A 25136-nucleotide genomic window follows, 5' to 3' on the forward strand; every position below is an offset into this window, starting at 1 on the left:
CGTATAATAATATAATAGATAAAGCCTAGCCCTGATTACCACTGTCAGCCAATCTATTATGCTTAAAAGTTCTTTGGCAAAATCATCTCTGAGGAGTGAGCAACCTCCAGACTGTGAGATATCCCAGTTATCCCCTACTTCCTTGACTCTGATCGCTGATTTCTTTAAAGTCTTATCTGAAGTAAGTCGCTTGCAGATTATCTGTTGTCTGAAGTCAGGCTCCAAAAATGTTAGTCAAATTATCGAAGAAACAGGCTTAGGTCAAGCCAATGTATCCAAGCATTTAAAAATCCTGGCTAAAGCAGGGATTGTCACTCGCAATCAACAAGGAATCAATGTCTTTTACCAAATAGCTAATCCCTTTATCTTTGAGCTATGTGAGCTAGTGTGTGATTCCCTGTCACTGCAAATAAAGCAACAACATCAACAGCTAGAGCAACTCAAAGCGATGCAGCAATCTTTTTAGTGATCTTGGTAATTGGTAATTGGTAATTGTGATTAGTCCCGAACTATTGCCCATCATTCAACTCCAATTCCCCTCCCGTTACGGCGCTTTGCATAACTATCAAGTACACTGAATTTTTTCCCTATTCCCTATTCCCTCTTACCTGCTCCCTGCTCCGAACGCGCCCCGCGTGGCCCACGGCCTCAGTCCCTGCTCCCTAAAAACCCAGAACTTTGTACCTAATTGAATTGCAAACCGCTGTATACCCGTTCGCGCAGCGTCGGGCTTTGCCCGAAATGGTTAGCGGGAGATGGGGAAAACAGCTATGGGTTGACGTAGTGTCTCCAAAGGAGAATCGCTACGTCAACACACACATACTTGATAATTAATCCTTGATAATTAATCGTTCTTTTATAGCTTTCCAAGGATTCCCTAAAAGCCAAGACAACAGGCCAGTCAGAAATGCGATCGCAAACCATATCCATGACCGATATATGATAATAACCACAGACAGGACAGCAATCAGCAACAAGGCTACTTGCACTACCAGGGAAATCAACTTCTGGCGACTACCATCACCCTTTTTAATCCCTGATGATTGGGTAATCTGTTGCCACCAATAAAATAGTTGTAAGGATTTATTCAAGACTTGATAGATCAAACTACTACCGAAGCCTGGAGTGCGATCGCTTAATACAGTGATCAGCATATCTCGCACAATCAGGGCAGCTCGGGTAGCGAGATTTGTTAGGATAGTAGTGGGAATATCATTTGAGAATGTCTCTGAACCCACCTGGTAATGGTTGAGAAAGAACGTTTCTTTACCCTGGGGTAAGGAGTCAATGCTTTTCCTAGCTAATTCCTGAGCTGCTAGTAGACTAATCGTTTCACTAAAACTACCCTCAACTAGACTATACTGGGGTTTGGTGGTTAGACTTGTGGTTAGATTTGTGGTTTGACTATCGTTAGGAGCAGCAGGTTGAACTCGCTGGTTACTCCACTCTAGTTGTTCAGAAATTTCATCTTCAATCACATTCTGTAGGTCAGTGCTGAGAATATCACGATGTCCTTCCAACACTAAATCATCCAGTATTGTTTTGATATCAGCCTCAGAAAGATCTGGATTAGGAGTCGCCAGCTTACGTAGATGACCTTTAATTTTATCCTGGTGATCAGCGGTAGCGTTAGGGAAAGACTCTTGAATTAAAAAATCTAAGTACTGTTCTTTAAACTGATCAAATTCTTCTCCCGCTTCAGGAATGTTATATTCTTGAGCTTGTCGTTTCAAAAACTTAGGAAACTTAGCAATCCCCTCAGGAGTAAGTAAAGCTTCAACTATCCGGTTTAATCCGTCTAAGCGCCCCCACATAATATCATTAGAACGCCACGACTTCTTAAAGAAACCGCCAAAAGCATTTAAGGTATTTCCCGCCAGTTTACTATCTAACTTTTGCCCTTTACCAAAACCCAGCTGAGCATCATCTGGACTAATCCGAATCGTCTCGATCAGATTTTTTTCCTCAATTTCAGATAGATACTCAAAGGGATACAGAACTTTATCGAGTTCTCGAAATCGTTTAAAACGAGTCAAGAGTTCTTCAGACTGATTTACCCCACTTAGTTCAATGAATTTCTCTGATGCTTCCTCTATCTTACACAAAACGGAGGAGTATTGTTCTCCATTATTTTCCGTATCGTTATTTTTTAATTTTTCAGCATGCCAGATTTTTTGAAGTTGATTTGGTTCTTGCTCTACTTGATTAACTTTTTGCTTAAATTGTTCAAAAATGCTGGAAATTCGCCGCTGGGGCAACCAGTCAATGGTGGTTTTTCCAACTGTCTGGGTTTCAGAGTTAGCGGCTAATTGTTCTGCTGCTTCTTCTGGTAATTTTTGCAAGAAATAGGCTGGGACTTTTTCTAAATAAGATTGCTGATGGTTTTGTGGTACAAATTCTGCTAGCCCCTCAGCATCGAGCAAGAAACGGTATAACCGAATTAGACGGTTATAAATCTGAGTAGGATGCAGTTGATTATCTTTAGACTCGGAACTTTGATTAGTTTGAAAGGATGATATCAGGTCATAGAAGTATTGACTAATATGGGGATGAGTTAACAGCTTAGTTAATGCTATTTTAATGACTTCTAGGAGTTTAATATGACGACCTAGCCTTAAAGCTAGGTATTGGAGGGTTTTATACTCAGATAATGATTGCTCCTGATTCATCAACTGACAAACTTTTTTAACGATATAGAAGTGCTTCCTTAAGGCATATTCGATATCGATATTGCTAATCTGTTGACTAGGGTCTTGGAGAATAATGTCGTGATTTTCCAGTTTTTCCGGTTCAGTAATGTCTTGGGTCAGTAGCTTAGCTATTTTCTCCAAAAGGACTTGCTTGTTTAAGGTTTCTTGGTAAGATTTGGTGCTACTGACTTGAGACATTCTCAAGACTAGAGGTAATGTGCGATCGCGTAAGCTAATCAGACGACTACGCCAATAAATTCCCGTCTCCACTGGGAGGGTTTTCTGTTGGGAGTTGTCAGCCTTGGCAAATAAGGGGGATTCCGCATCTTCTAGCAGAGACTGGTAGCGCTGGATTTTATGGTTACGGTCTTTGATTAACCCCAAATCATTACTAATACTTTCATAGGTCGGCATTCCTAACAACGACTCCTGGATTACCTCCCAGACATCAGGCTTTGCCATCTGATTAAACTTTTGGCTGCCAGCAAAATTATCTGGACTGGGATCGATATAAAATAACTTGCGCTCAACTGGATAATAGTCGGCACGATAATACATTTCTTTGATGGTGTAACTGAAAGGCCGATTATCTAGCACCCCTCCATCCACAAAGTGCAATTGATACCCACCCGTTGGAGGGGTTTCCGGTAACTTGCGATTCTTCAGGATTCCCCATTCTACTAACTTGGCATCGACCTGATTGCTAGGATTATCTAACTCAACGGTAACCACAGGGAAAGCAACTGGAAAACACGATGTAATACGACACAGTTTTGCCAGAGCTTGATAGGTATCTTGAACCGTTGAATTGTTTGGGTTAAAATTGGGATTAAAGGGCTCTTTGCGACCTTGACGGTGCTTGAGATGAAAGATAGTGCGGTGGTCTTTAAGATCAATCACCCGTCCGGTATCATCAAAAACGGTATCAACCCGTCCTACAACATCAGTTCCTGTCACAAATAAATCTAATTCATTAAACGAAGATACCCACTCGTCGGAGGGTGCTTTCTTTTTATTACTCTGCCCTTGCTCAAAGGCTTTAGCTAGTGCATCTTGATAGTAGCCCTTGCCATCTAAAATAGATTCCCCATCATTTTTACCTTGACTAATGCTAGGTTTATGCATGAGCTTGCGGATGTTGCCATTTTCCCGCCAAATTTGGGCAAAGTTTTCAAAATCTATAACTTCATCCTGACTACTATTGGTCAAAGCGTAGCTAAGCAGAACCCCATTAATTCCTCCTGCTGACGTGCCTGAGAGAATATCAACAATAATATCAGAATCAGTAAGAGCTTTAACTAGTTTATAGATACCTCTACCGCGAACTGCATTATAAAATTCGCGGCAAACACCGTTCATATAAATGGCTAGAGAGACTCCACCATAAACCACTAGTCCTAAGCGCAGTTCTCTGCTAAATTCTGGCTTGCGAAAGTTTTGGCTAGACATAATATGGCTCTCCAATTATGGACGTTACCGTTAATTACTGGCTAAATATAGCAATCCGTGTAGGAATTGTGATAATTTTTGATGCCATATTCCCTACTCCCGTTCCCCTCCTGGGAGGGGTTAGGGGTGGGTTCCTGTTCCCTGCTCCCTGTTCCCTGTTCCCTTTGCTATAGTAGTAAGGTGCTGCTGACACAACCTGCGGAAATCATCCCCGCGATGTTCAAAGCTTTGGTATTGGTCAAAGCTAGCACAGGCAGGAGAAAGCAGGACAACACTAGAATTATACTGTTGAGCTAGTTCTGCTGCTCTTGGTACCGCTTTCGCCATAGTTTCCACAATTTCGTAACTGGAATAGCTAGCTTCCTTAAGGCGTGCCGCAAAAGCAGGTGCAGCTTCACCAATGAGTAAGACAACCGCTGCTTTGAGTTTAATGGTCTCAATCCAACTGGTATCATCACCAGCTTTGGCTTCACCACCAGCAATTAGAATAGTGGGTGCAGCTACTGAGGCTAAACCGACTTGAGCCGCATCATAGTTGGTGGCTTTACTATCATTGATGAAGTCTATCCCCTGCCAGGTAATCACCTTTTCTAGGCGATGGGGAACACCAGGAAACTTGGCAATGGCGGATGCGATCGCATTTTTATCAATTCCTGCCAATCGTGCTGTTGCCACTGCCATTAATAAATTTTGTCGATTGTGATCTCCAACCATCTGTAAGGATTTCACTGGCAAGATCGGTTCTGAGTCTGCTATCACCCAGTCATCTTGGATGTAGGCCCAAGGTTTAAAATTCCTGTCCCCCTGACCAGCTGTGATACTAATCCAATAGGCATCGGGCCAATAGTTTACTCCCAAATTACCCAGGTAAGGGTCATCCCCATTGATAACTTGTAACTGGGAGCGACGCAGTAAAGATGCCTTGATGTCATAATAGTTTTCCAGGGTTTTGTGACGGCTGAGGTGGTCAGGAGTCAAGGTTGTCAAGACACCAATACGAGGGGCAAGGTCTTTGGAAGATTCGATTTGGTAACTGCTGATTTCCCCAATTACCCAATCGATTGGGGATGTTTCCTGGGGTTTACCCGTGATTTCTGGTGCTAGGAGGAGTTCGCAAGCGGCATAACCAATGTTACCGCAGGCGGGGGCATGGAAACCAGCTTCTTGAAAAATAGCAGCAATCAGGGAGGTGGTAGTAGTTTTGCCGTTAGTACCAGTAACACCTACCCATGGACAGGATTGGAGATAACGCCAAGCTAGTTCAATTTCCCCTATGGTTTCAATGCCTTGGGTCCTGGCCGCAACTAACACTGGTATATCCCAGGGAACACCAGGACTAACTACAATCAGCTGGGGTAAGTCTGAAGAGTCTAGGGTTAGGGAATAACCCAGTTTAAGATTAATTCCGTCTCTGGCAAGCTGTTGTTGTTGGTGTTGCCAGTCTTCTGGGGTATAACGTACAGCGATGCGTTCAGGGCTAGCAGCATCGCTGAGAGTGACATCCCAACCTTCTTTTCTTAGAAGTCTTGCGGCTGCAAGACCTGAGCGTCCTAATCCAATAACATCAGCCTTAGGCATACTTTGATTGGTAGTGCATCTGATGGTTTGCCGTTTATAACTATAGCAGTTATAGCGGTTTTGAATTGGATAAGTTACTTACTTTTTGGGAGTAGGGAGTAGGGAGTAGGGAGTAGGGGGAATAAATTTGACTTTACTTTATAAGTATTATCAACGCTATAATTCTTTATTACTTGACATTAATAGGACTTAAATATTATCCAAAAATATCGAATATTTTAAAAATAGTTCCTTGCCCAATCTCGCACTGCTCGCCGAATTGCCCGCCTCCCATTAGCCCGATGGCGCTCAATTAAACTAGGAAGCTCTTGAATCGGTAACTCAGGAAAAACCCTACTCTTGGCTTGTTCTACATACTCACCCTCTTGCAGTAAGTAAATTGTTAGTTTGCCAGCATCATAGCACCAGATTTCTGGGACTCCCAAGCGAGAATAGATTGGCAAACGAGGCAGTGATTTACTAGTTACATCAATTTCTAGAGCGAGATCTGGGGGGGGATCTTGGTTGAGATCTAAGTCCAACCTGCCTCGAATCGCGGCTTCATTTTGGATATAAAAACAATTATCTGCTTCTACCCCAGCTAAGCTACTCTCTCGCCGCCAGGTTGTTGACCCTAAACTTTCGTAGTCGAAATCTAGTTCATCTGCCAGCTCCTTAACTAGGTCACCAATCACCTCTTTATAATATTCATGTTCAGCTAAAGGAGTCATAATCTCAAGGGTACCATAATCATAGGCTAAACGAGCAGATCGATGGTCACCTAAATCTAGCAGCAGATTTTCAAACTGTTTCCAGGAAATGTTATGTAAAACCACCCGATCTGCTCTCGGTTTCGTCACTACCATTAGTTTTATCTCCGAAGCTAATAATAGGTCATTTTTTTAGTATAGAATTACTCTCTATAGCAGTTATCAATTGGGTAAGTTACAAAGTGCTGATAACTGCTAAGCATCCTCTATATCAAGCTGAGAAAAAAATTTTTTGACAGGGATTGTGGACAATTCAATGTTCCAAAAGAACCGCTTCGCGAACGCAATCGCAACCACCAGCTGATTGAGAAGAACTTTGGGATTGCATTTAAAGACTTTAATTATATCAAAAATAAACAAATATCAACAGATGCTGGGTTTAGCACCCCAAAAACTCCAGCAGCTTTAAGCCTGAGGGGAATATGGGGATTTGACCTTGCCATCTGAGCCGAGGAATCTTAACATAAGTTAATGTAATGCAATATTTCTCAACATATTAACTATGGCTACTTCAGAAGAACAACGCAAACAGAAAATCATGGAGCACCTGGAGAAAACTACCCAACTGCCTCAGCAGCAGCCTTCCTTATATTCAGAGGCTAGGAAGCAGAAAATTATGGAGCACATCAAAATGACCCTAGGTTAAGGCAAAGCCCTAGATATTCCGTAGGGTGGGTTAGGCGCGGGAAAGATTTGAGAGATTATCAATCAGTCTTGGGAAGCGCCGTAACCCACCTTCTTCAAATTGCGCACCTGACCACTGAGCTATCATGGCGAAGCGAGAATTCTAAACCATGGAAATTCATGACACAGCCCAACAGTCGGTTTATGAACGAGGCCATTGCTCTATCTGTGATCAGCGTTAGGTCTGGAAAGGGAGGTCCGTTTGGAGCAGTGGTTGTCAAGGATGGAGAGATTATTGCCAAAGCTCATAATCAAGTCACCTCCACGAATGATCCTACGGCACATGCTGAAATTGTAGCTATCCGTGATGCCTGCAAGGTCTTACAGAATTTTCAACTGACCGGTTGCGAACTCTATACTAGCTGTGAGCCATGCCCGATGTGCCTCGGGGCGATCTACTGGGCTAGGCTGGACAAGGTTTACTATGCCAATACTAAAGCTGATGCGGCTCAAATTGGATTTGATGACCAGTTCATTTACGAGGAATTGGACTTGCCCATAAGCGATCGCAAACTTCCAATAATTCAATTGATGCGGGATGAAGCCTTAAGAGCTTTCCAAGAATGGCAAGATAAAACCGATAAGGTAGAGTATTAGTGACATCCTCCTACACCAAATCAAAGATTATGGTGATCGCTTCCAATGAATCACTTCTTCGGCTTCCTGGTTGTTCTCTTACGAGCTTTCGACACTTGCCGGTGCAATTCCCAAAGATGGACCCTCTGCAGGGGTAACTATGGTAACAGCGATCGCATCCCTGTTGATGAATCAATCGGTACGCACGGATACTGCCATGACGGGAGAAATAAACCTCAGTGGTGAAGTACTTCCCATTGGTGGAGTGCGAGAAAAGGTGTTAGCAGCGCACCGGTCTGGTATCACACGAGTGCTATTACCGCAACAGAATCAGAAAGACCTAGTTGACGTGCCGGACGATGTGCGTAACCAAATGGAATTTATTTTATGCGATCGCATTGAACAAGTGTTGGAGAATGCCCTACTCCACCAACAGGAAGTCAAATCTCAGCAAGATTCAGAGGATGGTCATCACAGGATAACTAAACTGTTTCAGATGTTTAGTAATTGAATTAAAGCGATCGCTTACTCCAAGTATCGAACGATTCACGGCTCTACAAGAACAAGTAGCGCGCGCAACAGGTTTCGACTAATGCTGCTGTGGAAAGATTAGACCGAATCTTGGATGATCTGATTCGAGGCCATGGAAAACCAGAAAAGCGATCAGGTAAAAGGTAATTTTGTCAACCCCCTAGCAATTAGATATCTACTCCTATTTATTACCTACCTAGAAACAAATAGAGATTGCTGGTTGAGGTGGAGTCTAGGCTATGGGGTTTAGGGAAATTCAAGGGCGATTTCATATTTCTTTACAAACTGTTACGGATTAAGTCAATCGCCCCCAAAAAAATGTGGAGTATAGGCTGTGAGGTTTAGGGGAATTCAAGGACTATTTCATATTTCTTTACAAACTCTACCGAATGTAAGTGAATCGTCCCAAAAAAATTTAGATAATATTAAATTTAATAGCTAGGAATTGGTAGATAAAGTAAACTACAGCTATTCAAAGACTATGGTGCCACTATCTTACTAGATGATTGACGAACATTACTCACTACAAGTTACCATTTACAATTCTAACCAATGCTTGGCTTTGAGTTGGTCAAAGATGCTCCGACAACTCTCAAAGCACTTAACTAATTAAGTGATAAATTAAATTATCAAAAGTCAACCCTCAACAGTAATAAATCAACCATGGATAATCGTTGCATGATTCCCGTAGTTAGGTCTCCCAAAGACTACCAAGCTTATCGTATTAGTCCCCAGGATAAAAATCGCTTAGCCATTGTCTTCGATCCAGACAGTGCTAATGCTTCAATAACATTTTGTGTAGAGATTTTTGAGCCAGGAGGAAAGACTCCGCTCCATTATCATCAAATTGGAGTAGAAATGTTCTATATCCTCAAGGGTCAAGGCTTAGCTAGCTGCGATGGCAAAATCGTTCAGCTGCGGACTGGAGATACGTTATTAGTGCCGCCTACAGGAATTCATGAAATTAGAAATACTGGGACTGAGCGTTTGTATACCCTGTGCTGGATGGTGCCTAATGACGACTTTGCTGAACTAGTTCGCAGTGGTACACCGGTTGAATTCGATCAAGAGGATATGAGAGTGCTTGGGGGTCAAGATGTGTTGGTAGCTTGTTGATTTATGTTGAATAACTAAATAGCTGGATATCTGGGACTGTTCATCACTTGACAGCAATCAGCAATCAGCAATCAGCAATCAGCAATCAGCAATCAGCTATCAGCATATGCTTAGATGGGCTTTTGCCCAGACTTTCAATTATCATTAATCTCGAACTATTAAATTCTCTGCTGAGAGGTTTGTTTTAGCATGATAGCTGATAGCACCTCAAGTAGCGTGAGCTTTTAGCTCACGGCTGGCAGCTGTTCGCGTAGCGTGCGCGTAGCGCATATGCTTACAACAGGACTTACGGAAAACTGGACTCCAAACGTGCTGATAGTGTAGGCTTCGTTAAGAAAGCACCTTACTACTAGAAGTAGAGTTACTGCGTAAGTCCTGTTGATGAAAAAAAGCTTTTACCTAGGAGTTAGTATTTTTACCCTATGCTGGCTCCTTTCATGTTTTCCAGCATTACTCCCTGAAAATTTACCACCAACTGCTGTGATAATGCTAGGAGCAACGCTTCTCATGGCAATTTTTTGGATTGCTGAAACTATCCCGATTGCCGCCACCTCGATAATTCCCTTGGGTTTATTTCCCTTTTTAGGAATTGTTTCTGCTGAAGAGGTTGCTTCCGCCTATGCTTCTGATGTAGTATTGTTATTGATGGCAGTTTTTTTTATTGCTAAAGCGGTTGAAAAATATAACCTACATCAGCGGATTGCTTTCCACATTATTAGCGTTGTTGGTACCCAACCAAGCAGATTAATTTTGGGGTTTATGCTAGCAACAGCAGTATTGTCGATGTGGATATCGAATACAGCTATCACCTTGATGATGCTGCCAATAGCTATCTCTATTATCGAACAAACGGCTCTTGCTAATCCCAATATTGATGTAGGGAAAACTCTGGGAACTTCCCTAATGCTTGGAATTGCCTACGCTGCTAATATTGGTGGGATTGGAACCCCGATCGGGACTCCACCTAACCTGATATTTCTGGCACAATTAAAAGAAAACTTTCCAGACAATACCGCCATTACGTTTTTTCAATGGATGATGGTGGGAGTGCCAGCTGTTTTGATATTTATATTGTTAACTTGGATCTATTTAACTAAAATAATAGTCAAGCTTGATAATAACAGTTTATCCTCAGACTATTTTAATATTTCAGACAAAGAAGTCCAGAAACTGGAGAAAATGTCTCAGGGAGAAAAATACGTTGCTATTTTATTTGGGTTAATGGCATTGTTGTGGATTTTTCGGGCAGATATCACCATCGGTTCCTTTACATTAACGGGTTGGGCAACCTATCTGGGCGTGGCTAACTTTGTTCATGATACCAGTGTGGCTGCCCTAATTGCTGTGATCATGTTTATAGTTCCTGTAAAAACAGAGACGGGGGATAAAATTAACCTCCTAGACTGGGAAACCGCTGTCAAAATTCCTTGGGGAATATTGCTGCTATTTGGTGGTGGAATTGCAATTTCTAAAGGGTTTGCTGCGTCAGGGTTGTCTCAATTCCTAGGGTATAATTTACAAATTGGATTGCAGGGACTTTCAACGGTTTTGATGGTGGTTTGCATCTGTGTATTTATGACCTTTTTGACAGAAGTGACCTCGAATACAGCAACCACAGCTCTGATTATGCCTATTTTAGCTACTGCTGCACCGATTATAAATGTATCACCTGCTTTGTTGATGTGGCCCGCAGCAATTTCTGCTTCCTTCTCGTTTATGCTGCCAGTCGCAACTGCTCCCAATGCAATTGTTTACTCTCAGGAATATTTCCCAATTTATACCATGGCTAAGGTAGGATTAGTGTTAAATATAGTAGGGGTAATTCTAGTAAGTTTGTTGATGAATTTTGTAGCTATCCCCATGTTGGGGTGACTAGAAGTTACAAGTTGAAGGTTAGAAGGTTGAAAGTTGGAAGGTTGTTCGCGTAGCGTGGCCTTTTGGCCAAGGTTGGAAGGTTGAAGGTTGGAAGGTTGTTCGCGTAGCGTGGCCTTTTGGCCAAGGTTGGAAGGTTGAAGGTTGGAAGGTTGTTCGCGTAGCGTGGCCTTTTGGCCAAGGTTGGAAGGTTGAAGGTTAAACAAGAAACGGCATCAATGGTAACACGGGATGGAGTACGGCTGGATGCGGATATCTACCGTCCCGATAGTGCTGGTGAGTTTCCCATCTTGCTAATGCGCCAACCCTATGGAAAAGCGATCGCATCTACGGTAGTCTATGCTCATCCCACTTGGTATGCTGCCCAGGGTTACATTGTAGTGATTCAAGATGTCAGGGGGAGGGGCACTTCAGACGGTAAGTTTGATTTGTTTGCCCATGAAGTGGAAGATGGCTTTGATAGTGTTAACTGGGCAGCAAGTTTACCCGGTAGCACTGGGGATGTGGGCATGTACGGCTTTTCCTATCAGGGGATGACTCAACTGTACGCTGCTGCAAGCTATCCCAAGGCTCTGAAAACGATCTGTCCAGCCATGATTGGCTATGATTTATATAGCGATTGGGCCTATGAGGGAGGGGCATTTTGTTTACAAGCTAATCTGGGTTGGGCGATACAATTAGCAACAGAAACGGCACGATTGCGCTCAGATGAGCAAGCCTATCAACTGCTGTATGCAGCATCTCGGAATTTACCCCTGTATGACCCAATTCCTGCTCGCCCTCAAATCCTCCAAGACTTAGCACCAGACTCCTTTTATCACGACTGGTTAGACCATCCTCACCCAGATGAATACTGGGAAAAACTATCTCCCAAGGGAATGATGCAGGATGTAGACATGCCCATGTTACACATTGGGGGATGGTTTGACCCATTTTTGCGAGGGACACTTCATTTATATAAGGATATGGCATCTCATGGCAGTTCGCCTCAGCATCTGATCATTGGACCTTGGGCGCATCTGCCTTGGGGGCGTAAAGTGGGAGCAGTGGATTATGGTCTCCAGGCGAATAGTCCCGTTGATGCCTTGCAAGTGCGTTGGTTTGACCAGTTCCTCAAGGGAATTGATACCAAGGTGCTTGAGCAACCGCCTGTTTGTCTATTTGAGATGGGAACTAATCGGTGGCGTTATTTTGATAGTTGGCCTGATGGCAATCAGAAATCTTATTATCTGGTAACTTCCGGTTTAGCCAGTGTCAGGGAAGATTCTGGAAAATTAGTCCCAGAAGAGTCTCAAGAAATGCAACAGCCATCGGAGACAGAGGGAGTATCCCAAAGCCAGCATACCTGTGATGTATCCTGTGATCTATTAGTTCATGACCCTTGGCGTCCAGTTCCAGCAATGGGGGGTCATGCAGGGATGCCAGTCGGTTCATGCGATCGCACTGCCATAGATTGTCGCACAGATGTTTTAACCTACACCTCTGAACCCTTAGCAGAAAATTTACATATAGTAGGGGATGTGCTGGTAGAGGTGTTTTGCACAGCTGATACTCCCAGTTTTGATATCTGTGCAGTGTTGTCGGAAGTCCATCCCGATGGCAGGGTAACCCATGTCACTCAGGGATATAGACGGGTCAATCCTGGGGACAATATTAATCCGTTGCGGATTAGATTCCAAGCGACTTGTGTGCGTATTGCCAAAGGAAATCAGTTGCGCTTAAGTTTGAGTGGGGCTTGTTTTCCCGCTTATCCAGTCAATTCCGGCACCGGGGCTTTTCCTGGTGAAAGTCGATTGATGGATGCTCAGATTATTACTTTGATGGTGAGTTGGGGAGGGGATGATCCAACTCGTGTTTTATTACCTATTTTTAGGTCTGACCAACAATGAGCGCCATTATAAGTAAGCGCTATAGCTTACAAGTCTCCAAAGCAGCAACTAACTGCTGGAAATGATCCAGGGTATGAGTTGCCATAACTGAGATCCGAATTCGACTCGTAGGCACTGTCGGAGGACGAATAGCAGGGGCAAAGATACCAGCTGCTTTCAAGGTTTCGCCAACAGTAAGAGCCTCCGTAGCACTATTTATGGAAATGCACAGGATAGGCGACTCAGAAGGCAAACAGTTGAGATTAGGCAACTGCTGAGTAATTAACTGTTTGAGAGTCTCTACATTATTCCTCAGTTGAGCGCACCGTTCTGGTTCTTGTTGGACAATTTGGATTGCTGCCAATGCTGCTGCTGTATCTGCTGGAGATAAGGCAGTGGTGTAAATCCAGCTAGGAGAACGATTTCGGAGGAAATCAATTAAAACCGCTGAACCGGCCACATACCCTCCCAAACTCCCCAAAGCTTTACTGAGGGTGCCCACTTGAATAATCGTTTCTCCAGTACAGCCAAAATGTTCCACACACCCAGCGCCTGTAGCGCCCAAAACTCCGGTAGCATGGGCTTCATCCACCAGAAGCATACAATTAAATTGGTTTGCCAACCCTAATAGCTCAGGCAAGGGGCATAAATCACCATCCATGCTAAAGACGCTATCAGTAACAATTAAGCAGCGACGGTACTGTTGTCGGTATTGAACCAGTTGACCCTGCAAAGAAGCCATATTGCAGTGCTCATAGTCGATTACCTGGGCACCGCTCAAAATTGCCCCATTTTTGAGGCTGGAGTGGTTGTATTGATCCCCTAGGATTAAATCCCGTTTCCCTACTAACGCTGCAATCGTGCCTATATTCGCTAAATACCCAGAGCTATAGACTATCGCATCTTCAGTTTGTTTGAGAGATGCGATCGCATTTTCCAATTGTCTATGCAGTTCCCGGTGTCCAGTGAGTAATCTCGAACCAGTGCTACCAGTACCATAGTCCTTAGTAGCACTAACTGCGGCTGCAATTAAGGGAGGTGAGCCTGCCAGTCCGAGATAGTCATTACTAGCAAAGTTAATCACCTCTCGCCCATCCAGTTGCACCACAGCACCAGGCATACTTTGTACAGTTTGTACAGAACGATACCAACTGGCTTTCTCAATCGTGGCCAGGGATGGCTTTAGCCAAGCATAAGGGTCAGTAGGCATTATTTGTGCTAATCATCTTTTTTCGCCTTCACCCCAACTAACTCTGGATTACTATCCAAAGAACCGTATAGGATATTTCCCCTCTTGTTCTCTTGTTTATAGAAAAGTAGTCGTTGCTCCAGTCGTTGCAGCTGCCGTTGAGCTGCTTGTGGATTCTTCGAATAATACTTCTTGAGGTCAATCTTGAAGTGGCGATTAATCTCTGACCATGGGATGTCCCAAAGTTGGTCACCACAAAGTACCTCCAATTCCCATCCTTCAATATCAGTGTCTTTGATGTCTAGCTCAACTTCCCTGGGTTCAACCTCAATCAGCTTGCACTTCTCCATTTTGTTAGGGGAGCAGCTACTGAGTAATGTTACTCCCACACTGAGCAACAAGACAATGATAAACAGTTTTTGATTAAAAAAAGATTTTTGGTAATTTTTCACGTCTGGTACTAAACTAATCACGATCCTAATGGTATTGACTCATTTATCCCCAATTAAATTATAGATTGCAGTTGGTGATGACTTGCCAGAACTGTTAACTCTCCATCCCTATCAAAAGGTAGTTGACACAATAATATTTTTTTGCTACGAAATAGTCTAAATTCACCAGGTAGAGTAGCTACGTAAGTCCTGAAAATGAACTATGTTTCAATTCTGGATTAGTCAATTACCAGATTGTATATCAAACTAGATATAGAAAATAATCACTGGTCAGTATAAAAAATTAGATAGTTCATTCAATTGAGTGATAATGAGAGTAGCAACGAGATCCAAAAAACTAGGGATAGGAAGTAACAACTGACCAATCACCTGACCAATCACAAGGAAACATTCCTTGAAAATTACTCTTTATGAATCATGAGCAAGATAAAACTACCGTTAGCACCGCCAATCTTAGGAATTACATTAGCAATTGTCAGCTTTAGTAGCAGTATTGCCTTGCCAGGAATTTCAACAGCTAATACTAACAATTCCCGGTTGGATTCAGCTCAACGTTCCCCAACAGCAGAAGTGGCTCACAACCACCGAGAGCAAGAGCTAAGGACTTCAAGAACTTCACAGCCATTAGGGATCAGTCTAGCTTGGATGCCACCAGATGTACCGGAACGAGGCGTACCCGGTAAACGAAAAGCAGCCGCAAGCCGTGGGCCTCGATGTCCAAAAGTCAAGCAACCCTTGACTGCCTTGGTCCCTGCTACTACCACCATTGCCAGTGAGGGTCAAATTCCATTGACCGTAGGTCACGCTACGCGAACAGAATCGGTTTTCGGCTTAACCGTTGTTTCTCATCCCACCTTCTGGTTTTATGTTCCCTATGCCCTGACACCGGACTTGCCTTTGGAGTTTGTGCTACAAGATGAAAACCATAACGAAATCTACTGGACTAAATTTGTTGCCTCATCATCCTCACCAAGTGTAGTAGGCATCGAACTTCCATCAACAGTCGCCTCCCTTGAGGTTGGTAAACAGTATCGTTGGTACTTTGTGGTTAAATGTGAGCCAAAGTGGTCTCCTGTAGTGACAGGGTGGGTAAAACGGATGTCACTCAACCCATCCCTCAATAATCAGTTAGACCAAGGGACATTAGAACAGAAAGCGATTATCTATGCCAGATCAGGGCTGTGGTATGATACCCTTAATGCTCTAGCTAGGCTACGTCAGCAAAATTCTGACAATGACCTGCTAATCAAGGATTGGGTGAAATTATTGCAGTCTGTTGGCTTAGATGCGATCGCGCTTGCACCCCTTCTGGAATTTTAAGATCAAGTCCGTCTAATTCCATTACCAGCACTCGAGTGGGTCATTTACCGTTATTGGTCATTGGTCGAGCCTGCTGTGTATTTTAAGGATGCAAGCATCCAAGCCTTATTTCAGTTCCGGATGAGTTGTACTCTCTTGAGAAACACCCATGTGATTAATAGTAGCGAGTAGCTGGTAAAGACGGCTAACATCTCGTCGATTGAAGTAGAAAACCAGACGGGGAAGTTCAGCAGTTTCATCAGGTAGTTCTTCTGGTAAAACCTGACTTTTCTCAATCCGTCCCTGAACCAAGATATCGCTAAAATCCTGATTTAGCTGTTCAACCTCAGGATCTGACAACTCAGATTTGAGGCGAATGACGAATTGATCTCTGACATAGCGGCTAGAGTGATAAACCCGGTAAAACCGATTAATTGTTTCGTAAGCCACATCTAAGTTATCTGTGATGGTATAGAGACTGGAATCCTCTGGACTGATCAAACCCCGTTGCATGAGGTGCTTTTGAATATAAGCATCCCAATCTTTCCAGTAGGTGCCACCAGGTTTATCAATCAGTACTAAAGGAGTTGGTTCTAATCGTCCTGTTTGACAAAGGGTTAAAGACTCAAAGGCTTCATCCTGAGTACCAAAGCCACCAGGAAATAAGGTAAGCGCATCAGTTTCCTTGATAAAAAATAGCTTGCGAGTGAAAAAATACTTGAACTCAATCAGCTTGGGATCCCCTGCAATAAACGAATTTGCGTCGTTCTCAAACGGTAGTTGAATATTCAGACCAAACGAATGCTTAGAGCCAGCACCTTTGTTTCCTGCCTCCATAATGCCAGGACCAGCACCAGTCATTACCATAAATCCCTGCTGGGTTAAATGATGAGCAAATTCAGCTGCCAGCTGATATTCAGGAGTATTTGGAGCAAGGCGCGATGAACCGAAAATGGTAACTTTCCGGACATGACGATAGGGATAAAAAACTTGAAATGCCCGCTCCATATCTTCTAGAGAAGCGGTGATTATTTTCCAATCTAGACGGTCAATTTCTTCCCCAGTTAGTCGCACTAGCACTGCAAGAGACCGTTTGATCAATTTACGATTTTCCAGATTAGGTAGCTGGTCAATCAGTGTTGCTAAATCGTTTGACAGTGACTTGAAGCCATCCGCAGAAGGAGATAGAGTCATATCGTATCCAGTTGACTACTTATCATTAAAGGTTTTTCATCAATTGACTATTGAAAATTAAAAATTGTCAATAGTCAAGGAGCCATTAACAATTAACAATTAACAATTAACGATTTTCCTGAATACGAAGTGATTAAGCGGACTCAAGATTATTCCACCGACTTATCACGAACGCCTTTAAAAATCCGAGAGAGTTCGCTTTTTTCATCGACGGGAATACGAGTGGGAGAACCACTGATAATTCGTTCGTAATTGCGGAAGGAATCCTTAATTTCTGGTCCATCCTTACTAATAGTGTACTCTCTGATCCCTGTATCATGCCAAGAGCCACGCATCTTAAACACATTGATAGCACGGGACATTTCACCACGAATTTCCACATACTGTAACATTATAATTGTGTCAGTAATTGTGGAAATATGGGAATCGGTAATGGAGTCAGAGCCCAGAAATTTATCGGTGGTATTGGTAAAAAAGCCAGTTATTTCTTCTTGCTTGGCATAGCCCGTCACACCAATCACAAACTGCCGAAAGGCATTGTTGCTGACTCCCCGTGCTAAAGCAGAAAGAGAGTCGATGGCAATCCGAGAGGGCTTAAATTCAGCAATTTCTGTTTTAATCCGTTGTAAGTGGTCTTCTAAGCCCGCTGATTCTGGATAAGAACAAAGAATTTTTAATAAACCCTTTTGTTCCATTTCCTCAAAATTAATGCCCCAAGACGATGCATTACGAGATAGCTGAGCCCGAGATTCTTCATAAGCAAACAGGATGGCGCGATCACCTTGTATGCAAGCATTTTCGATAAACTTGCTCACTAACAAGGTTTTGCCAGTACCTGTGGCACCCGTTGCCAGGATAATGGAATCCTTGAAGAAACCACCACCACACATCACATCAAGAGTTTTGATTCCCGAAGACACTCTGGCCATGGAAGACCGTTGAGTCAGTCGCATTGCTCCTAAGGGGAAGATGTTGATCCCTTGATCGGTAATAGTAAAGGGGTATTCTCCTTTCATATGGGTGGTACCCCGCAGCTTGAGAATTTCTATAGTGCGGCGTCGGCGTTCCCCTTCCAGGACATTACGGACAATGACCACATTATCTGAGACAAACTCTTCCACCCCGAATCTAGCTACTGGTCCATACTCTTCAACTCGCTCTGTGGTCATAATGGTGGTTACACCAATGTTTTTCAGGCGTGCCACTAGGCGAAAAATTTCTCGCCGTACCACCGAAGCAGCATCGTACTGCTGAAAGATGGCAGTGATTGAGTCAATGGAAACTCGCTTGGCTTTGTATTTGTGAATGGCGTACTGAATACGCTCGATCAGAGCAGACAGGTCGAAGTTGCCGACAATGTCCTGTCCTTCTGGATCCGGGGAAGCATCCAGAATAAATAGCTTGCCTTCATTAACTAGTTTATTTAGCTCCCAACCAAAGCTCGATGCATTTTTGGTGATATCTGTGGGTGATTCTTCAAATGTAACAAACACACCAGCTTCATCAAAATTGCTAATGCCGTTGTAAAGAAATTGAACGGCTAATAGAGTTTTTCCCGTGCCAGACGTTCCACTGACCAGGGTGGTTCTACCAGATGGTAAACCGCCATGAGAGATCTCATCGAATCCTTCGATCATTGTCCGTATTTTCTGGACACCGACCGTTGTTACTGAGTTTTGATATTGTTCATTTTGATTCAATTGATTCATATTGGTCGTAAGTAAATGTTCTTAATCAAAAAAAAAAGTTTAGTTTAATGGTGTTGCTGACTTGCTAAATTTTCACGCTTTAATCTAAAATGGTATAATCTATTTAGAAATCCAAATCTCCTTCACGGAGTTCTTCATAGAGCAAATCTAAGCCGATCAAGACTTTTTCCCGATCCGAGAGGTCCCCAATGATTTTTCGCACAGGAGGCGGTAAAACTTTTGCCAAGGTTGGTGTTGCCAAAATTTTATCTTCCTCAGCTAGTTGGGGGCTCTTAAGAACATCAATTACTTTGAGAGCGTAAACCCCTTGGAATTCCTGTTCGAGAATAGTTTTCAGTGTTCTCAAAGCCCTGACGGAGTTGGGGGTGTTCCCAGCTACATAAAGCTTGAGAACATAGGTTTTTTTATAGGAACTCATAGGCTCGTAAGTTTAGGAGAAGATGGGTTAAAGGTCAATACAAGGGATCAAGGAACTCAAGGAAACGGTTTTTTAGGAGAGCCTCCCATCAAGCTTACTACTCAATGTTGATCCGATTCTGCTGATCTTACAGTTCTCTGGGGATGGAACGGCGATACATTTCACCTAAGTGAGCAATCACGTCGATTAACGTCAGGCGATAGTCAAGCAGTATATCCTCTCTACGGCCTTCCAGCTGCAACTGTTTGGAAAATTCATCCATCAGTTCCATATGAATTTCTACAATCTTAGATATAGAAATATCCGCAAAAAACACTTGTTCTACAAAATGATCAATGTCTTGGTTTAGGGTATCTCCCGGTGCAAAGTACTGTAGAACAATTTGACGATACTCTGATCTTAAGTGTTCTAACAGCTCATCCCTGTCGTTGAGAGATAGATTACGAAAAAAAAGCCGAGGATTTCTCTTGTAGTACACACCAAGGTATCCAAGTCTTTCCCTGAGCTTTTCAGCTAACCGATGCTGCTGCTTACTCAAGAAACTGTAATTAGCTACTGCGAGGGTAGGATAAACCGGGTCAGATGACCTGGGTAAGTTACAGGCGGGAGCCAGGGACAAAAACCCGGTGATCGCCTTTTGGATGAAATCGCCAATTTCAGGTAATTGGTGAATACTAAGTTCGACTTCTGCCGGATGGAACAGATAAGCCCTGGATCTGGTGGTGAATTTATGGGTCGTCTGGTTAGAGCCGAGCTGTTGATTTCTGTCAACCCTAGGGGGAATTTCTGGGGAGTCCGACCGCAAAAATACTGCAGGTAAGGTGGTTCCTTGCAGGTACAAGTACTGGATCACCTGGGGAAGTGTGTCGGTATCCTGCAATACCAAACAATCAAGATCCTGTTTATGTTGCTCAACCACCTCGAAAAACTCAGATTCTGAGCTAGTAGAGTGTACAATATATTGCTCGCTACCCAAAACCTGAGAAAGGGATTGAGCTAGGGCATCAGAACTGATCAGCGTACATATGGTTAGTTGGGAAAGCAACACAACAGGTCCCGAATATCAAACTGGTTACTCTTACTATATAAGAGTGCTTAAACCAGTAAGATTTTAACATTTTTTTTAACAATGGGCTTAATATAAATTAAATTAAATTGAAACAGTCTGATAATTGAAATTAATTTTGATTTCGCGCCTCACTATATCCCCAGTGTTGAGCAGTATATTGAAAAGTACTTGCTCTTCAAGCATTAGGGGATAGTCTAGCCCTGTTGGGCTTGAGTGAATTCCTTTGTTGCTACTTTAGGAGGATGTGTTGCTACTGTAGCGCTCAACCGCTGTTGAAGCTAGATTGGTTATGTCCATGCCTACTCCCAGTATCCAAAAATTTGCCCAGCTAGTTCCTGTTTGTCAAAGGACCTCTGAGTTGGCTACTCTGCTAGATATTTTTAATGGTTCAAGGCATGACTCGATTGTGGTAGTCAGCGAACACCAATATCCTGTGGGAGTAGTGAAGCTAAGGCAGATCATGCCTCACCTGCTCTCCTTAGCTAAGGTATGTAGCTCAGGAACAACAATGACAACTGGTTTTCTTCACAAACCACTATCTTGGCTAGAGCCAAACATCATTGAACCCATAACCATCCTACCAGGTAAGCTGAGTCTAAACCAATTCTGGTACTACCTACAAGACCATGGAAGTAGGGAGGGGGGGTTAGGGGAGTTGGGCAGCAACTGGGATAGAGAATTTAACCAATTCCCCATCCGAGATCAGGAACACTGGGCATTAGTAGATGGGGACCAGAAATTTATCGGACTCCTTAACAGTTGGCTGCTGTTAAAATCATTAGCATCCACATTCACCCAACAACGTTCTGAATCGATAGTAAAGCGTACTCAACCCAAGGGACTGAACCCTAATCCCCTCAGGACTCACCACCCAGACTATCGATTAACAGCCAAGAGTTCTTGGGTCAATTCCCTAGGATTATCATCTCGAATCAACTCAGGACTGAAAACTCAGGAGGAAGCCCTAACTAAAACTCCCCAGTTCAAGGGCATTAACCCATTAGTCCAACTGTTAGAACAACTGCCATTACCCCTAAGCATACAAACCTCGACGGGAAAAGTTTTAGCTGAGAATCTGACCTGGCGTGAGCAGATTGAGACATCATCCCAGGGGAATCCGGGAAATAGTAGCACCACAGGCACTAAGAATAGTACCTCTGCCCAGAAAAACCCTGGAGCTAGGGAAAAGATACCCTACCGTTCTTCTTACAATCGTCTCTTATCTAATCATGTACCGAGGGAAGTCAGTAAGGAAGGTTTGAAGCAATCGATGGAAGAGCCCTTGACATCGTTAGACTTCCAGTGGCGTCAGCCTGATACCCAGAATTCCCCAACCTTTCATGACCAATCTGCTCCGACCTCTCCAGGACAATGGCCATTATCTGTGGGCAATGTTTCTGACCAGGGAGACAAAACCTCTGAACAAGCTGCGCTTGGGCAATACTGTGCTCTTGATACTCCCTATCAAGCAGCAACCACTATTCACGAGCGCGTGCTGCTCTTTTCATCACCAGTCAAGAAAACCAGGGGAAACCATACCCCCTGCCAGGAAACCGCTGCGCCAACTGATCCAACTCTTTCAAACAGCCAGGAGCGGGTATTCTCGTTTGTAAAAATTCCTCTGTCACCTGCTATCGCTGCTCTTTGGGAAGGAGGACTAGAAACTGGCAGTTGCGAGCCTAAGGTCGCTTTTGACTATTCGAGATCTCCAATCTCTAGGTCTGAGTCACCCAACTCTAAATTATACCTAGTCTTGGCTCAAGATACCACAGAGCAACGACTCTTTGCCCAAGAACTGGCAGCGAAAAATGCTGATTTAGTGCAACTCAACCGACTCAAAGATGAGTTTTTAGCTTGCATTAGCCACGAACTGAAAACACCTATAACTGCGATTTTGGGTTTGTCAACTTTGTTGAAAGACCAAGCCCTAGGGGAACTCAATCAACGTCAATCCCGTTATGCGCAGTTAATTTATCAGAGTGGACGTAAGCTAATGGCTGTGGTCAACGATATTCTGGATTTGACCCGTATGGAGACTGGTCAGCTGAAACTTACCGTCGAACCGGTGCAAATTCGGACTGTATGCGATCGCGCTTATGACCAAGCTCGCTCTGAGATAGACTCAAAACACTCCGAGGACAACAATCGAGATTATCCCACAAAATTCACCCTAGAGATTGAACCGGGTTTAGAAATGCTGATTGCTGACGAGTTGCGCTTACGGCAAATGTTGGTGCATCTGTTTTCTAATGCCCTTAAGTTTACCGATGGCAGTGGTGAAATTGGTCTGAAGGTCAATTGGTGGCAAGGTTGGATTGCTTTCACGGTCTGGGACACTGGCATTGGTATTCCCGCTGATAAACAGCACTTGATCTTTCAGAAATTCCAACAGCTGGAAAAGCCTCTCACTCGTAGCTTTGAGGGGACGGGTCTGGGATTAGTCTTAACACAACATCTAGCTCACTTGCATGGTGGAGATGTCTCGTTTATTTCCAAGGCAGGGGTCGGTAGTCAGTTTACCTTACTCTTCCCCCCTTGTCCTCCCCAGGCTTCCTCTGATCAATTGGACAATTGGGATGAGCAACTATCAGGGATTGCCCCGACGGCAACTTCTCACCCCCCATCTTCGACGCCCAACCGTTTAGTGTTAATTGTGGAAGCTGTACCTCGTTACCTGGAAGGATTGACGGAACAGCTCAAGAGTTTAGGCTATTGGGTAGTGGTTGCCCGCTCTGGTACGGAAGCAATCGAAAAAGCCCGTCGTTTACAACCCTATGCTATCTTACTCAATCCCCTACTACCAAAACTTTCTGGTTGGGATGTCCTAACACTGCTAAAGTCCGATGCCCAAACTAATCACATTCCGGTTTTGGTAACAGCAACCCAGGCTGAAAAACAGCAGGCAACCCACAACAAAGCTGATGGTTTCTTAAGTTTGCCGGTACAAGAGGAAGCATTACGAGAAAACCTTTCTCGTCTGGCTAAAGACGAGAGTAATACCAGTAGTGTGCTAACGATTCTCTATCTCAATCCTGGTGATGGACGAAAAGGCTATTCTGTAGAATCTTACCAGAACCCTGACTCGTCTGAACTGACTTATGAGTTAACTTCACTATTGAGTCTAGAACACTTAGACCTCAATTATCGGGTACTCGAAGCCGATGATTTCGATCAAGCTGAGTTATTGAGCCGGGTTTGGAATCCAGATGTGATTGTATTAAATGGTGCTCGACTGATAGACCCTTTCATCTACTTGAATCAGTTTTCATCATATCCTGGCTTGAGTAGTTTACCACTAGTAACCCTGGATCACCAAACTACAGAAGCAGCTAATCAAGTAACTGGTCTTTCGGTCTATCCCTGTTTAGCACCAAATAATCAACAAAAGATGGCTGCCATACTGCAAGTCATTCAAGTGGCAGCTGGAATCAGTTGCAAGCCTACCATTTTAGTGATGGACACGGGGGAGCAGAGGACAAAGTTTAGGGGTAATCCGTTACAGGTTAACAGATTGAACGTTGAATCGTCTGACTTATCCTACGGGTTGTCAATGGCTGGAAAATCATCAACATCTTGGCTACAGGCACTGATTCAATACTTACAAACTGCTGGTTATTGCAGCTTACTCGCCTGTTCTTGGGCAGAAGTATACCGTCAAATTCAGGGAAAAAGTGTGGACTTGCTGCTGATTCGATTAACAGATCTCACTAATCCTTCAGAACATTCAAAAGGATTGATAACTCTTGCTCAATTGCCAGAGCAACCACCCATTCTGGTTTTGGATCATCGATTAGACCCTAAGCAGCACGATCCAGTAATCCAGAGTAGTAACAGTAGTAACTTGAATTCTCAGTTGGAGTTGCTGCTTGAGAAAATTGCTACTCAGATTGTACACTGGAATTCTCAGTCAATGACCCAGTTATTGAAACAGATTAAGCAGGTCATGAACCCAACCCTTTAAAGGAGTGGGATGCAAGTCGGTCATATTGTCCGACAATTCAGGATAGCTTACCATAAGGATGACCTTCGCCCAATTTGTTTGCTAGTAATTCATACCACCGCAAATCAAAGATTATGACGTGAGCCTTTTTTTGAAATTAAAGTTAATATGGATAATCAAGATACTATCAACAAAAATTTATTTGGATTTTGACCACGTTTTCCTTAGCATTTATATCTGATAACGTTAATATTTTTGGTTCTTCAGTACCTGCTATGCTAACTAAATTTTAATTTAAAAAAAACTCATAAAGCTTACTGTGTAAGGGTTATGAGACTATTTAACTAATAAAAATTTATGAATACTGCCTCTTCCCCCTGCTCCCTGCTCCCTGCTCCCTGCTCCCTTTGCCAAAGTGTTGATTTAGCATAACAAGTACGGAAGAGCCATATTTTTTTGCCAATTAATAGGGAAATTGTTAATTACTTTTAATAAAATCTAAAATATAGCGGCTTTTAGCCTAATGAGGTACACAGGATTTTTTCCCTGTACCATAAAACCAGGTAATCTGTACCTCACCAAATTGAAAACCGCTATGCTATATTTAAATTTGAAAACAAAATAACCCTAATAAACAATAAGAAAACTAAATATTTAAACTGCAAACCAACCAAATAGAAACGGTTTACACAAGGATGATTCAATAGTAAAATTACCAAAAAGGATGGCTTATGGTTAATGAATGTAACGATC

The 25136-nt window shown here is 43.2% G+C and carries 19 protein-coding genes; 9 read left to right on the forward strand and 10 right to left on the reverse strand.

Features of this window, described 5'->3' with window-relative positions; genetic code table 11:
* Nucleotides 1-58 precede the first annotated feature (58 nt).
* Nucleotides 59-466 carry a metalloregulator ArsR/SmtB family transcription factor gene (locus F6K49_RS00080; RefSeq protein ID WP_293093054.1) on the forward strand — a complete coding sequence of 136 codons (408 nt, stop codon included), beginning with the start codon at nt 59-61 and terminating at the stop codon, nt 464-466.
* A 364-nt stretch (nt 467-830) separates the two neighbouring features.
* On the opposite strand, the gene F6K49_RS00085 is transcribed toward F6K49_RS00080, so the two are convergent.
* The 3 genes from F6K49_RS00085 to F6K49_RS00095 all read right to left on the reverse strand — a co-directional run bounded on the left by F6K49_RS00085 (nt 831) and on the right by F6K49_RS00095 (nt 6562).
* Nucleotides 831-4139, reverse strand: coding sequence for a patatin-like protein (locus F6K49_RS00085; protein ID WP_293068585.1), 3309 nt, complete (start codon nt 4137-4139; stop codon nt 831-833).
* Nucleotides 4140-4259: 120 nt separating this feature from the next.
* Nucleotides 4260-5717: a UDP-N-acetylmuramoyl-L-alanine--D-glutamate ligase gene (gene murD, locus F6K49_RS00090; RefSeq protein ID WP_293068582.1), complete on the reverse strand. Its 1458-nt coding sequence runs from the start codon at nt 5715-5717 to the stop codon at nt 4260-4262.
* A gap of 218 nt (nt 5718-5935) precedes the next feature.
* A complete protein-coding gene (locus tag F6K49_RS00095; protein ID WP_293027370.1) occupies nt 5936-6562 on the reverse strand; it encodes a Uma2 family endonuclease in 627 nt (208 codons plus the stop codon).
* Between the two features lie 406 nt (nt 6563-6968).
* Here F6K49_RS00095 and F6K49_RS00100 point away from each other — a divergent pair, with 406 nt between their 5' ends.
* The 5 genes from F6K49_RS00100 to F6K49_RS00120 all read left to right on the forward strand — a co-directional run bounded on the left by F6K49_RS00100 (nt 6969) and on the right by F6K49_RS00120 (nt 11245).
* Nucleotides 6969-7112: a hypothetical protein gene (locus F6K49_RS00100; protein WP_293027367.1), complete on the forward strand. Its 144-nt coding sequence runs from the start codon at nt 6969-6971 to the stop codon at nt 7110-7112.
* A gap of 158 nt (nt 7113-7270) precedes the next feature.
* A complete protein-coding gene (locus tag F6K49_RS00105) occupies nt 7271-7747 on the forward strand; it encodes a nucleoside deaminase (RefSeq protein WP_075904737.1) in 477 nt (158 codons plus the stop codon).
* Nucleotides 7748-7817: 70 nt separating this feature from the next.
* Nucleotides 7818-8237, forward strand: a complete 420-nt coding sequence (locus tag F6K49_RS00110) for a S16 family serine protease (protein WP_293093071.1) — start codon at nt 7818-7820, stop codon at nt 8235-8237.
* A 683-nt stretch (nt 8238-8920) separates the two neighbouring features.
* Complete coding sequence (locus F6K49_RS00115) at nt 8921-9373, forward strand: cupin domain-containing protein (protein WP_293020568.1); 453 nt, start codon at nt 8921-8923, stop codon at nt 9371-9373.
* Between the two features lie 381 nt (nt 9374-9754).
* Nucleotides 9755-11245: an SLC13 family permease gene (locus tag F6K49_RS00120; protein WP_293020570.1), complete on the forward strand. Its 1491-nt coding sequence runs from the start codon at nt 9755-9757 to the stop codon at nt 11243-11245.
* A 7-nt stretch (nt 11246-11252) separates the two neighbouring features.
* Here F6K49_RS00120 and F6K49_RS00125 read toward each other — a convergent pair whose 3' ends face one another.
* On the reverse strand, nt 11253-11426 hold the full coding sequence (locus F6K49_RS00125) for a hypothetical protein (RefSeq protein WP_293020572.1): 174 nt from the start codon (nt 11424-11426) through the stop codon (nt 11253-11255).
* 37 nt (nt 11427-11463) lie between these two features.
* Between F6K49_RS00125 and F6K49_RS00130 the strand changes: the two genes are divergently transcribed.
* Nucleotides 11464-13134, forward strand: coding sequence for a CocE/NonD family hydrolase (locus F6K49_RS00130; RefSeq protein WP_293093203.1), 1671 nt, complete (start codon nt 11464-11466; stop codon nt 13132-13134).
* Between the two features lie 19 nt (nt 13135-13153).
* Here F6K49_RS00130 and bioF read toward each other — a convergent pair whose 3' ends face one another.
* Both bioF and F6K49_RS00140 read right to left on the reverse strand, forming a co-directional pair.
* On the reverse strand, nt 13154-14323 hold the full coding sequence (gene bioF, locus F6K49_RS00135) for an 8-amino-7-oxononanoate synthase (RefSeq protein ID WP_293093076.1): 1170 nt from the start codon (nt 14321-14323) through the stop codon (nt 13154-13156).
* Between the two features lie 8 nt (nt 14324-14331).
* Nucleotides 14332-14775 carry a hypothetical protein gene (locus F6K49_RS00140; RefSeq protein WP_293093081.1) on the reverse strand — a complete coding sequence of 148 codons (444 nt, stop codon included), beginning with the start codon at nt 14773-14775 and terminating at the stop codon, nt 14332-14334.
* 396 nt (nt 14776-15171) lie between these two features.
* Between F6K49_RS00140 and F6K49_RS00145 the strand changes: the two genes are divergently transcribed.
* Nucleotides 15172-16074, forward strand: coding sequence for a DUF928 domain-containing protein (locus F6K49_RS00145; protein WP_293093085.1), 903 nt, complete (start codon nt 15172-15174; stop codon nt 16072-16074).
* Nucleotides 16075-16179: 105 nt separating this feature from the next.
* Here F6K49_RS00145 and F6K49_RS00150 read toward each other — a convergent pair whose 3' ends face one another.
* The 4 genes from F6K49_RS00150 to F6K49_RS00165 all read right to left on the reverse strand — a co-directional run bounded on the left by F6K49_RS00150 (nt 16180) and on the right by F6K49_RS00165 (nt 20422).
* Nucleotides 16180-17247: an LOG family protein gene (locus F6K49_RS00150; RefSeq protein ID WP_075904972.1), complete on the reverse strand. Its 1068-nt coding sequence runs from the start codon at nt 17245-17247 to the stop codon at nt 16180-16182.
* Nucleotides 17248-17396: 149 nt separating this feature from the next.
* Nucleotides 17397-18956, reverse strand: coding sequence for a circadian clock protein KaiC (gene kaiC, locus F6K49_RS00155; protein ID WP_143727893.1), 1560 nt, complete (start codon nt 18954-18956; stop codon nt 17397-17399).
* 103 nt (nt 18957-19059) lie between these two features.
* The gene (gene kaiB, locus F6K49_RS00160; RefSeq protein ID WP_008182352.1) at nt 19060-19374 is read right to left on the reverse strand and encodes a circadian clock protein KaiB; all 315 of its coding nucleotides are present in this window, start codon (nt 19372-19374) and stop codon (nt 19060-19062) included.
* A gap of 127 nt (nt 19375-19501) precedes the next feature.
* A complete protein-coding gene (locus F6K49_RS00165) occupies nt 19502-20422 on the reverse strand; it encodes a circadian clock protein KaiA (protein ID WP_081431403.1) in 921 nt (306 codons plus the stop codon).
* Between the two features lie 316 nt (nt 20423-20738).
* Here F6K49_RS00165 and F6K49_RS00170 point away from each other — a divergent pair, with 316 nt between their 5' ends.
* A complete protein-coding gene (locus F6K49_RS00170; protein WP_293093092.1) occupies nt 20739-24404 on the forward strand; it encodes an ATP-binding protein in 3666 nt (1221 codons plus the stop codon).
* Nucleotides 24405-25136 lie beyond the last annotated feature (732 nt).

The sequence above is a fragment of the Moorena sp. SIO3I6 genome (assembly GCF_010672095.1).